This is a genomic window from Legionella sainthelensi (assembly GCF_900637685.1).
GTDB classification, from domain to species: Bacteria; Pseudomonadota; Gammaproteobacteria; order Legionellales; family Legionellaceae; genus Legionella; species Legionella sainthelensi.
This window is the reverse complement of record NZ_LR134388.1, coordinates 2,138,991-2,151,341: the sequence shown is the minus strand read 5'-3', so window position 1 is coordinate 2,151,341 and position 12,351 is coordinate 2,138,991. Positions and strand designations below refer to the sequence as shown.

Genomic DNA, 12,351 nt, shown 5'->3' with positions numbered 1-12,351 from the left:
TATGGATAAACAACAGATTAACTGTATATTTCCTAATGAATCAGTGCTGTATGCAGCCTATATGCCCTTTGTAAAAAATGGTGGAATATTTATTCGTACAAATCATAAAATTGAATTTGGTGCCCTGGTGAGCTTATCCATAAAACTAATGGATGAGGATGAGCTTTTCGATGTTGATGGGAAAGTGGTATGGATTACGCCTCAAGGTGCTCAAGGTAATAAGACTCCTGGAATAGGGGTGCAGTTTGTGGGAGAAAATAGCAGTAATTTGTGCAATAAAATAGAGACCTATTTAGCAGGCATGTTAAAATCACCCCAAATAACCGATACAATTTAGTTGGTTATTGAAATAATAAAGCGCTGAAGAAACTTAATTTTTCTACGCCATTTTTTGCTATTTAATGAGGCCATCCCATGTTAGTTGATTCGCATTGTCATTTGAACTTTCTTGACTTAGCTGATTTTAATCATGATATTACAAATGTTCTATCACAAGCAAAAGCCAATGATGTGGGGCATTTTTTATGTGTTTGCGTGGAGTTGGTCGATTATCCGCAATTAAAAAATCTTGCCATGCATTATTCCAATATTAGTATTTCTGTTGGTGTTCACCCAAATAGCGACATGGATTTTCCTGTTACTTCTGAAATGTTGTGTAATTTAGCTGTGAATCCTGCATGTATTGCAATTGGTGAAACAGGCTTGGATTATTATCGAACACATACAGATGAGGCGCAAGAAGTACAGCGCCATCGATTCAGAGAGCATATTAAAGCCGCTTTAAAGACTGAAAAACCATTGATTATTCATACTCGTGAGGCAGCAGAAGATACAATCGCACTGATGATAGAGGAAAATGCGGCTCAAATTGGTGGGGTTATGCATTGTTTTGCAGAAAGTTTAGATATAGCTTATAAAGCTATGGATTTAAATTTTTATATCTCATTTTCAGGGATTCTTACTTTTAAAAATGCAACTGCCCTTCAAGAGGTAGCTCGAAAAATACCTTTAAATCGAATACTCATAGAAACAGATTCACCTTATTTGGCACCAGTTCCTTATCGAGGCAAACAAAACCATCCTGCTTTAGTGAAATATGTAGCAGAAGCCCTTGCTGAGCTACGAGGTATGGACGTTGAAGAAATTGCTGCGATAACAACAGAAAATTTTTATAATTGTTTCAAACTGAGGAACAGCTAATGAGTTTATACATAGGCTTAATGTCTGGAACAAGTATGGATGGTATTGATACTGCACTTGTTGATATCTCTACAAATAAATTATTGTTGGGCCTCACTATAGGATATAGTGATGAGGTCAAAAATCGGATTAATATTCTGTTGGATGGCTCAAATTTAAGTCTTGCTTCTATTTGTCAATTAAATACATTAATCGGAAAAGAGTTTGCTCGTGCAGTCAATGAGCTGTTACACGAAGCACAATTATCCCCCAGTGATATTTGTGCTATAGGAAGTCACGGTCAAACCGTTTGTCACGACACCAATTGCGCTATTCCCTATACATTGCAATTAGGATGCGCCCATACTATTTCTACACTAACCGGTATTACGGTAGTGGCTGATTTTAGAACTCGAGATATAGCCCTTGGAGGGCAGGGTGCTCCTTTTGCACCAATTTATCACCAAGAACTATTTAAACATGAAAATAATCCTATAGCTGTAGTTAATGTGGGAGGAATTGCTAATATTACCCTGATTAACCCCAATGAACCAATTAAAGGATGGGATGTTGGACCTGGAAACTGTTTAATGGATGCATGGATTATGAAGCATCAAGGAAAATCCTACGATGCTCATGGCAGTTGGGCTCAGCGGGGAGATGTTATTGAGACTCTGCTTACATCATTAATGGGAGATCCTTTTGTCCATCTTTCAGCACCAAAGAGTATAGGTAAAGAGTACTTTTCTTTAGCATGGTTGGAAGGTCATTTACGTAATGATTATAAGCCTGTAAATGTGCAAAAAACATTGCTGGTATTTACCGTAAAAACGATTGCTCATAGTCTTTTAACAGAAAAAAAATATGTTGAGAAGTTGTACTTATGTGGAGGCGGTACACATAATCTTGCTTTATTAGACATGCTCAATCAATTATTGCCTGCAATAGAAGTAAAAAGTATTGCCGATGTAGGCATAAGTCCTGACCATTTAGAAGCAATGATGTTTGCCTGGCTTGCCGCACAAACAATAAATTCTATTCCCTTAGATTTAAGAACAATAACTGGTTCAACTCATCCCGCTATATTAGGTGCCATTTATCCAATTAGCAAAAAGTCAGTCTGCTCTCCTCAATAGGTTCTTCTTGTTGAGTATCCTGAGGTTCAACGACTTGTTTTTGGACTATAGAAGGAGTTTGGTTTTCAAATTTAGCTGCGGCTTCTTGAACTAACTCATCAGTTTCTTCTGTTGTTTTAGGGGTAAACTTCTGAATTCGCATTAATGACTGGGTACAGCAAGAATAGAATTTTTGTTTTAGTTCGACATCCTCATGGGCCATTATAAAGCTCAGTACAGAGTCATGTGCTTCTGGGCTTAAAATGACAACCTTATTAGGATTTTCTTCTAGTTTTAATTCAAATTCATCTATTAACTTTTTAGGAGACTCGTGATAGTCAATAATAAGGGTATTTTCATCAATATTTGATTTTCCTATGAAGTAACGCTGCTTGTATTTTTTCATTACTCATAGGGCCTGTAACTTCATCTGTATTTATAGGATTTTGATTGAATAAATTTCTTATATAGTGAAAAGGCTTATTTATAGTGCTTCCAACTATCCCCGCTCCTGTTTGGGCAGCAGTTAATGTGGCTGATACTAATAATGCAGGTGCAGCTAATAAAGTTGCTCCTACTTTTAAACTGGTGGAATTACGATCATAAATAAGATTTAAGTTATATAATATATCTTCAAATTGTTCTTTGGGATTTACCAAGCCTCTAAAAAAAATATTTGGAGTTTTAGCTAGAGCGACAAGAGCAACTAAAGCTAAATTGGCATTTTTTCTTATTGGTGTTGCAGAGGTCATATACCTTTCTACGTAATAGCCAAGAGCGTGATCTAATGGTCTATGAGTAGTAAGTGGTGAAAAGAAACCAAATTGTTTTCCTTCAGAGATAGTATTTCTTGCTGCTTTAGCATTTTCCAATACTTGTTGTGGTGTTCCAAAAAAACCCAGAGCACGTTTTTCCAATATAGATTTCAACAACGGATCATGAACTGCTCCTGCTGACAAAACCTCTATTGAAGTAAGAGAACAGTTATGAGTCTGTAAATCGAATTTTTTTGCACCAGGTGAAGCAAGTTCGTTCATTTTTTGCAACATGGCAAGAGGGTGTAATCCTCTATTGCCATTCATTGCTAAAGGTAAAGATACTTGATGATCAGGAGGTAGTCCAATGACCATGTATGCTGAGGCATTTTCACTATAAAATTCTGAAAATTCTTTTATTTTGAATAACTCGATTTCTATTTTTGCTAATTCATCTTTAAGCTTATTTTCTGTTTCCGGAAGTGATCCTTTTTCTTTTGTTAGCTCAATTTGGCGTTGCTCAAGCTGGCTTATTATTGATTTTTTAGATTCTTTTGTGATTCTTTGACAAGGTGCGTCGAGCTTCGATTTCCATTCTTTTACTGAATCATTAAATGACTCTTCCAACTCACGTGACAACAATACTCCAGTGAGTTTGTCGCTTCTTAATTGCTCTTGAATATGAGTTAATTTTGCAATTTCGGGATTTTCAGACTGTAATAACTCCTTTCTAGCTTGTTTAATATCATTTTCTTCAATTCCTTCTTCCCACAGCGCATCTGCTAGACCGCTGTCATCATCTTCATATTGCTTACACATGTGCTCATATTTTTCGATTAACTTAAGGTATTGATCATTTTTTCCACTTTGTTTATCTAAAAGTTTTGATTTTAATATGTCGATATACTCTATTAGGTTTTCAATGGATTTAGGTGATAGAGAAGAGTTTTCTAGTTGTACTGCATCTTTTAAGAAGGGCAGGGATTGAACCAACTTATCTATTTCTACTGTATAGGGAGTTTGATCAGAATCATCTTTTTCAAACTCTTTCAATAACTTTTCTATGCTCACTTGTTGCTGTTCTATATGTTCAATTTGCTTTTGTACATCTTCTAATTGATTTTGAATTTCGTAAAAAGCATTTTCAATATTTTTTGAAGCATCCTCTGTCTTTATACCCTTTTCAGCATCATGAAGTGCTATTTCTAATTCTGATCTTCTTTCATACAAGCACGTTGAAAGATATTGTTTGAAATCACTTAAGTTAGATAGATCTGTTCCTTTTTCTTTGGTTTGATGAAGAATATGGTTGATATTCATACCCAAGTTTTTAAACATTAACTCCATAGACGGACTTATTTTTGCAGAAGACAATACGTCAATCTTAGAGCTTAATAAATTAATAAGGTTTAACTTTTCTTCAATTTGATTAATTTGATGTTTCCTTGTTATTCTATCTAGCTCACAAGAGGGAATATCTCTTTGGTGGATAATCGCCGAAGGTGCATAATCCATTAGCCTACTTCCTAATTTCCCTCGATGTAATCTTTGCTCTGGTTCTAAAATTTCTTTCCATTTTTCATCGTATGCAAAGTGTTTTCCTTCTCGCTCCCAAATCATATCGTCGTTGGTATTTTGTATTCTTCCAGGCCACCAACTCCAATCAATATCAAAATAAATTTGTTCATATGCTTTTTCATTTGTAGGGAAAATAATGCCAGATGAGTCATATTTAGCTACCCGAGTTATTTGGTTTGTTAGCGTTATGGGAATTAGTTTATCTGCCTCTTCAAGGTATTTCTCATAACTTATATCTTCTCCTTTTGATTTTTTATATTCTTCGTAAGTTTGTTTATAACAATAGTTTTCTATCCATTCTTTTGTCGTTGATGTAACGGGTAATTTCATGTTAATAGATGCATGACCTACATCACCTCCAAAAAGCTGTTGATCAGCAAATGTAAGCATCCCATTGCTTGCTCTTGATTTTGTTCCCCAAGTTTGAACTGTAATGCCAAACAGCGAGTCATTAGGTATTTCAATTTCATCTTTTGAATTAGACATTTTAGCGCTCTCAATGATTGCCTATAAATACATCATAAATGTCTTTAGTTAATCAAAAGTTAAAATACTCGATCATTTTTTGTGTGGCATATACTGTTTTTGAAGAGAGCAACGAACGATAAGCAGATTCTATACTGTCTTGTTTAATTGATTCTATTTGGATTTCAATGGTTTAAATTAATACAATTCACCCCAAATTAACACAAGAAGTAAAGGTAACTAAAAAAGAAAAAAAATAAATTATTTTGAGCAACTATTTTTTTCTTTAAACACAAGCGCCTATCTGTTACTAGAAAAGTTCTTCAAGGAAATAAGATAGAAACTATTGTTCAGAAACTACAAAAATTTAGTCAAAGTTTATATTATCTTTATTTTATTTAAATAGTTATATTGTTTATATACTAAGATTATATTGACAAAGTAAATATGTATAAGCTTAAATGTGGAATTTCAAACGGAGTGACCTTAAATTGAGCTCATATAATATTGATAATACACCTCAAGGAGCAAATGCTCGCCTTGGTACCGCTTATTTTATTTTTTTTCTGGCAGCATCATTTTATTTATATGAATTCATTCTTCAAGTAGCGCCCAGTGTAATGGCGGAATCAATGATGAAGACTTTTGGTGTCACAGGACAGGGGTTTGGCTTTATTTCCGCGTTTTATTTCTATGCCTATGCACCTACCCAATTGCCGGCAGGGGTGTTGTATGATCGTTATGGTCCGCGCAAGTTGATGACTTTCGCAATTATTTTATGTGCTTTGGGTTCGGCATTTTTTGCATCTACGGACAGTATATTTACTGCTTGTATTGGTAGATTTCTTATTGGAATTGGCTCTGCTTTTTCTTTCATAGGTGTTTTGGTTCTTTTATCGCGTTGGTTTCCTCCTTATTATTTTGCGATTTTGGCCGGAGTAGCTCAATTAATGAGTTCAGTAGGCGCTATATTTGGAGAAATGCCATTAGCCTATTTGATTGCGGGTGTTGGCTGGCGTAATGCAAGCTTTATTTTAGCTGTTATTGGTTTTATATTAGCGATATTTTTTTGGTTTTTTATCCGTGATTATCCTCATCAGCAAAATCAATCCGTACCTGAACATTATCTGCGTGAGGAGTGGAAACGACTTGTTGCAGTATGTAAACATAGTTATACCTGGATAATAGGAGGATATGCTTTTGCGATTTGGACTCCAATTGCCGTTTTTGCAGCACTTTGGGGAGTGCCCTATTTACAAGAAAAATTTCAAATTAGTGTTGTTGCTGCTTCAGGGCTCTGCAGTTTAATTTGGATTGGGATAGGAGTAGGAAGTCCTCTGCTAGGCTGGTTAAGTGATCGAATTGAAAGCCGTCGAATAGCTTTGATTCTTAGCGCTGTTTTAGGTTTATTGGCAACATTAGTATTATTGTATGTACCAGGATTAACTTATGGTTGGGCTCCATTTGTTTTATTTGTACTCGGTTTGGGAGCAGGAGGACAAACAGTGAGTTTTGCTGTGGTTAAAGAAAATAATCCTCCAGAACTTGTTGGCACTGCTTCGGGGTTTAATAATCTTTCTGTATTAATCGGTGGTGCAATATTTCAGCCTTTAGTTGGTTATATATTACAACATACTCATTCATGGCATGTGGTTAATGGAGTACATGTATATAGTATTACAAGTTATCAGGTTTCTTTGATGGTTATGCCAATATGCTTTTTAGTTAGTTTGCTCATCGCAGTTTTCTTGCTTAAAGAGTCTCATCCAGCACATAATAAGCATGCATAACTAGCCAGTCTTTTAGAGGCACCTCAATCAATTGACGTCTGCGACTTTACCTGTGTTGTTGCCGATTTATAAAATCCGCAACAACGTAGATAAAGCGATGGAGTATTTCATGTAATAGTTTTTATCGACCCATGATAATAACTCTGTTGCAGTACTGTTCTCTAAGAAACAATTGGATCGTATGAGCCCATTTCCCATGTTTTGGGCCCGCTCCTATATCTACAGATAAATAACCATTTTTTAATAGAACATTATTAAATAAATTAGCTGTTAATTCACCAAATAGAATGGGAGTATATTTAGGGAGCTGGAAATTAGCAGTCGTTGTAAATTCTTAGGTACTATTGTGCGGGCTCGGATTATTAAAATGATTTTGATTTCCCCAATTATCAAAAAATTGCCGCAGAGACTTTTTTCTGTTTTATTGAAATCAAGGTATTGCTCTGCAAGTTTTTTTAAACCTTGCAAAACCAACTCTTCGTTATAGAAGAATTTACAGATCGCCAAAATATCCTGCCTGAGATTTTCATCGAGTTCGGTATATCCATATTTTTTTAGCCAGAGCTCATAATCATTGCTATCGATTTGTTTCTTGCGAATAAGATCTAAGGTCATTATGATTTGCTCTCTTTATGAAAATGACTGATATAGGAATCAGAATTTTATAAAATAAACATCACTTGAGAATTTAAATTGAACCTATAAATCCATAGTTGCACGAAGAGTTTTAATAAAGAGCGAATTGGGGAAAGTAAGTTAAAAACATAAACGCTTTAACTTAGTGGACAGTTTTATGCTCACCAACAGCCATGTCTTTATCAATTAAAAAAATTAATCCTGTAAATATAAAAAATAGTAATTCTGTGATGTTACAGTAGAGTCCGAAATGAAGATTATTATGGTGCACGTAAAATAGATTTCCCGTTTCTGTTCCTATAGCCCCAATAACCATAATGCCTAAGCTGATTACAGCTGAGGCAGTACCTTTGCTTACTGGAGTGACAAAAAGGCAATATCTGTTTAATGGCGCATTAATAATGCTGAGTGCAAAGAAATAAATGATTGTTCCAGGCAACAAATAATAATATGCATTGCCGAACAGATAAGGAAGAAGGGATGTTAAAACTGCACCAACAACCATAATGATACAACCTAGTAGGATGATTTGTTTGATTTGATACCTATAAGTTAAGTGATGTAAAAACCAATTACCTAAAATAGTTGCCCCAAAGACTGGAATTTGCCAAAGTGCGTATTGGATTATCGTGAGTTTTGCTTCAACAATCAAAATAATAGGTGATAATGCAATCCAAGCAAGACAAGGAATACCAACTGTGCCAGCTGCCAAGGTCGCAAAACAAAAAATTTTATTAGAAAATAAGGTCTTATAGTTTTCAAAAACCTTTTTTGCAGAAAATTTAGCCTTGGGTGTTAACTCTCCATTTCTTTTAATCTGACCTATTGGTTCAGGCATGTATCGCCACAACCCCCATAAAGCAATAAGTGCACCTAGAGCAATGGTTACGAAAATATAGCGCCAAGAAGTGTAGTGAATCACTACAGCACCGATGAGTGGCCCTAATAAAGGAGCTAGAATTGCCACATTTGCCATAATTGAAATGATGCGGATAGCATCCATTTCCTCAAAAATTTCTTGGATTGTGGCGTAACCAATAACACCTATGAAACACAGACCCATTCCTTGAAAAAAGCGTGCAGTTAAAAATTGACTCATTGAATTGGAGCAAGCAATAAATATAGTAAAAATAAAAAATAAAAATGCACCAAGAAGCATCATTGGCCTTCGACCATAGCTGTCTGATATGGGGCCTAAAATAACTTGCAGACTCGCGCCACCAAGTATGTAGACAGTTAAAGACGTTGCTATCGTTGTTTCAGCCGCGTTAAATGAGTGCACCACATGAATCATCCCGGGCATAATCATATCGTTGGCGATATACGTTAGAAACTCATACATTACAAAAAAACAAGCGAAGGTTAATGCATGCTTTTTAGTGATAAGAATAAGGGGTTCAGTCATAGCAATCACTCTGGTATTTTTTTTCTTCAAGTTGTTCTTCCTTGTAATTCTATGGTTAAATTTTATATACTCTTCTGATATTTTTTTTGGGAAACAATCTTATGAAATGGCATTTTTTTGGCGAAAATGGTGGTAAACCCAAAATAAGTGAGCATTTAATGCTCTACATTCTAAGTCTACTTGATCCGTCTTCACAGTTCAACGCTTCGTTGGTGAATCATAAATGGAAAGAGTTAGTTGATTTAACTCGTAAATACATGGCATTGCTGCCAACGATTCAAAAAATACCTATGCTTTCTACACTTGGTCTTGATGTTTTAAGATTAAAATTAATGGCAGGCGGTATGACAAACACCACATACAGAGTGCAAGTCGGCCCTGATATCGCTAGATGGCTCTCAAAAACTCCTGAAGTAGATCCTTCTATTGTTGCGCGCCACAAAGCCAATCGATGGGTACTGCGTATTCCTGGTGAAGTGTCATCATTTTCAGTATCACGAGAGCATGAAGCAAAAAATGCGCGTCAAGCCTCAGTTTTAGGACTTAATGTCCCTATAGAGTATTTCGATTCGAATGGATTGCAGTTAACAAAATTTATTGAAAAAGTTAAAATTCTGGACAAAAAAACATTAGAGCGGGCTGATATCTTGCAAACGCTTGCTACGATGGCAAAACAGTTACATTCTTCAGAGCGTTTTGCCAATGATACAGCCGTTTTTGAACGCAATCAGGGATTACTTGAGGCATTAAAAACAAAAAGCTTTAATTTTCCTGGTGAAGTAGGGGGCATTGAAGAAAAAATGTCAGCGTTGCATCAATTGTTTTCTGCTTATAGGATTGAAACATGTCCATGCCATAATGATTCAACACCTCTAAATTATATGATGACCCAAGAAAAAGATAAAAAAGAATCGTTCTATCAAATTGATTGGGAATACTCAAGCAATAATGATTTTCTTTGGGATCTTGCTTATTTTGCCATAGAGGCCAAACTTGATAAAGAACAGGAGCTGACTTACTTAACTGCATATTTTGGTAAAGAAAGGCTTACAGATACAGTACTTGCCTGGTATACAGCTTATAAGCCTGTTGTTGAATGGTGGATAACTCTTTGGTCGTGGACCCAATTAGCCAATAAAGCAAAATCTGTGGATCCGGAAGCCTATGCTCAATTAGGTTTAGAGCGTTATCAAAAAACGCTCATGCATTTGCAAAGTGATGAGTATATGAATGCGTTAGCAGTGATTGATAAAGAGAGATTAATGCCTTCATTTTCGGGGCAAAGGCCTTTTTAAAGAATTAGAAAAAGGCCATCTTATCTACAAAGTTTTTTATTAGGTCCTGAAATTTTGTGTATTCAAGCTGCTGATGAGTTTAAAAATTGGGGTTCTATTTATTTGTTTGGATCAATGACGTGACTTAACGAATCTGACCCTTCGTAAACAAGTGTTTGGTACTCTGCGTAAAACGTATGGGCTGTTTCATAAAGTGCTTGAACTTAAGTTATCACAGAGCTTATTAATTAAATAAACTCTTTTCTTTGGACATATTGTTTAAAAATTCTTGTAAGTGTTTTTCTCCTTTTCGGAGCCTAGATAGGTTTTAAGTAATGTTATTGAATGCTCGTATTCTTCATGGTTAATCACCCCACGCATCAATTCAAATCGTAAAAAGACACAGTAGGTATTCAAGACGTCGGTTTCACAATAATCACGGATATTTTTTATCTGGCCTGATAAATAGTGTTCCCAAACTTTGGAGCCGCTCATTCCCATTTTCCCAGGAAAACCCAACATACTGGAAATCTCATCTAATGGAGCAAATGCTTTATTTTGGTATCCAGCAATTACATCCATGAGATCGAGATGACGATAATGAAATCGGCTTAAGTAATTGTTCCAACGAAAGTGCTGCTGATTTTCACCAATTTCCCAGTAAGTAGGCGCTTGGATGCCGTGTAATAGAGCTCGATAATGTAAAACAGGTAGGTCAAACCCACTTCCATTCCAGCTAACCAAAGTTGGAGTATGTTTATCTATTCCAGCAAAAAAACGTGTGATTAATTCTTTTTCTTCTGAGAGCTCATCTCCTAAAGACCAAACTTTAATCTGGGAGCCATGACTCATTACTAAGGAAATAGCACAAATCCTTTGTAAATAATGTGGTAAAAAATCGTTACCTACTTTGGTACGACGCAATGCAAACATAGCTTGAGCTGTCTCTTCATCAGTCAATCCATGTAAATTGTACAAATTACGGGCGGATTCAATATCAGGAATCGTTTCTATATCAAATACAAGAATGGTCATTGGCTACACGTAGTCATTTAAAATGAGTTGATATAGTAACATGAAGCAAAATGAGGTAATAGATTTTCATACCTGAATGATGAATTATCCAGGTATGTCTCAGTACTTTAGAGTTAGGTTAATGAAAACCAGCCCTATTTACTTTCTAATGGGTGTTGGACTCGTGCTCTTGTTTAACGAAAAGCGATCAACAATAGTTGATAATCTCATAACAAAACTGTCAAGCGTTGAATTAAGACTTCTAACTAAGGATGAGGAGGGATGTTGATCTATAGTTTCAGGGGCTAGCTCTTTAATTTTTGCTTGCCTTGCTTTTAATGCTCCTGCCATAGCTGTTCTTAATTTTGATGATCCTTCATAAATATCGATCCGGTTACCATTACGAGATTGGGGTAAAGGTGGTTTTTTAGGAAGATCGAGCATTAGCTCCTCGAGCTTTTGCTCTTTCATCAGAATTTGATTTGTAAACTTAATCACTTCATTGTTAAGTTGTTTACGGCCATTTTCGGTATTTCGATGAGGGAATTTGGTAATATTGTCCAACTTATATTGACTCTCATCACGAAGCCTTATGCTGGAAAGTATGTCATCTTTTTGGGCTTGAATAACTGACTCAATCACTGCCTGGGGACGAGTATAATTAATGAGAATATCCACTTGGCCTTTGGTATAACCGTCTATCTTTACTCTAGTAATTTGATCAGATGGAAAAGCTTTGCCTTCACATCCAGAGCGAAATGGTTTACCTTCAATTCCTACCTCATCAATGACTACCACTGAGTCTCTATTAATAAATGTGTCAGTTGTAATGCCATGAGTATGGTCTTCTATCCAAAAGTGAGAAGCAACAAGATCCTCTTCGGAGTTAAAGCAACCACAAAAATAAATGTCCTCTACGGGGTATTCTGTCGGATCCCTAAGAGCAACAATCTGTCTCATGGCTTCAAGTCTTTGCTCTTGAAGGTTATTACCAAGCTTCGATCGATCTTGATTTAAAAGATTATCTGCAAGCTCCATAAATTTTTGATGGATATTTGTTAAGCTGGATTCATCCCCGCTTAAAGCCCATGTAGAGCAGGCTTGATCTCCAATTGGATATGGCATAATTAATCCTCTTAT

General features: G+C 35.8%; 10 protein-coding genes and 1 pseudogene. 5 read left to right on the top strand and 6 right to left on the bottom strand.

Features of this window, described 5'->3' with window-relative positions; genetic code table 11:
* Nucleotide 1: 1 nt before the first annotated feature.
* From EL220_RS09485 to EL220_RS09475, 3 genes are all read left to right on the top strand, one after another.
* The gene (locus EL220_RS09485) at nucleotides 2–337 is read left to right on the top strand and encodes a PilZ domain-containing protein (protein WP_027269750.1); all 336 of its coding nucleotides are present in this window, start codon (nucleotides 2–4) and stop codon (nucleotides 335–337) included.
* A gap of 77 nt (nucleotides 338–414) precedes the next feature.
* Nucleotides 415–1,200, top strand: coding sequence for a TatD family hydrolase (locus EL220_RS09480; protein ID WP_027269751.1), 786 nt, complete (start codon nucleotides 415–417; stop codon nucleotides 1,198–1,200).
* The gene (locus tag EL220_RS09475; RefSeq protein WP_027269752.1) at nucleotides 1,200–2,315 is read left to right on the top strand and encodes an anhydro-N-acetylmuramic acid kinase; all 1,116 of its coding nucleotides are present in this window, start codon (nucleotides 1,200–1,202) and stop codon (nucleotides 2,313–2,315) included. Before EL220_RS09480 ends, EL220_RS09475 begins: the two co-directional genes overlap by 1 nt.
* On the opposite strand, the gene EL220_RS09470 is transcribed toward EL220_RS09475, so the two are convergent.
* Together EL220_RS09470 and EL220_RS09465 are read right to left on the bottom strand one after the other, a co-directional pair.
* Nucleotides 2,284–2,700: a hypothetical protein gene (locus EL220_RS09470; protein WP_051544688.1), complete on the bottom strand. Its 417-nt coding sequence runs from the start codon at nucleotides 2,698–2,700 to the stop codon at nucleotides 2,284–2,286. The two genes, EL220_RS09475 and EL220_RS09470, sit on opposite strands and share 32 nt — an antisense overlap.
* On the bottom strand, nucleotides 2,654–5,113 hold the full coding sequence (locus tag EL220_RS09465) for a coiled-coil domain-containing protein (protein WP_051544689.1): 2,460 nt from the start codon (nucleotides 5,111–5,113) through the stop codon (nucleotides 2,654–2,656). Before EL220_RS09465 ends, EL220_RS09470 begins: the two co-directional genes overlap by 47 nt.
* Before the next feature lie 470 nt (nucleotides 5,114–5,583).
* Between EL220_RS09465 and EL220_RS09460 the strand changes: the two genes are divergently transcribed.
* A complete protein-coding gene (locus tag EL220_RS09460) occupies nucleotides 5,584–6,882 on the top strand; it encodes an MFS transporter (RefSeq protein ID WP_027269753.1) in 1,299 nt (432 codons plus the stop codon).
* Between the two features lie 121 nt (nucleotides 6,883–7,003).
* Here EL220_RS09460 and EL220_RS19565 read toward each other — a convergent pair whose 3' ends face one another.
* Nucleotides 7,004–7,171, bottom strand: coding sequence for a LirA/MavJ family T4SS effector (locus EL220_RS19565; RefSeq protein ID WP_269147474.1), 168 nt, complete (start codon nucleotides 7,169–7,171; stop codon nucleotides 7,004–7,006).
* 489 nt (nucleotides 7,172–7,660) lie between these two features.
* Nucleotides 7,661–8,923 carry an MFS transporter gene (locus tag EL220_RS09455; protein WP_027269755.1) on the bottom strand — a complete coding sequence of 421 codons (1,263 nt, stop codon included), beginning with the start codon at nucleotides 8,921–8,923 and terminating at the stop codon, nucleotides 7,661–7,663.
* Between the two features lie 101 nt (nucleotides 8,924–9,024).
* Here EL220_RS09455 and EL220_RS09450 point away from each other — a divergent pair, with 101 nt between their 5' ends.
* A complete protein-coding gene (locus EL220_RS09450) occupies nucleotides 9,025–10,218 on the top strand; it encodes a phosphotransferase (protein ID WP_027269756.1) in 1,194 nt (397 codons plus the stop codon).
* Nucleotides 10,219–10,441: 223 nt separating this feature from the next.
* Here EL220_RS09450 and EL220_RS09445 read toward each other — a convergent pair.
* Nucleotides 10,442–11,232: pseudogene (locus EL220_RS09445) on the bottom strand (3'-5' exonuclease).
* Between the two features lie 138 nt (nucleotides 11,233–11,370).
* Complete coding sequence (locus EL220_RS09440; protein WP_027269758.1) at nucleotides 11,371–12,336, bottom strand: hypothetical protein; 966 nt, start codon at nucleotides 12,334–12,336, stop codon at nucleotides 11,371–11,373.
* Between the last annotated feature and the right edge of the window lie 15 nt (nucleotides 12,337–12,351).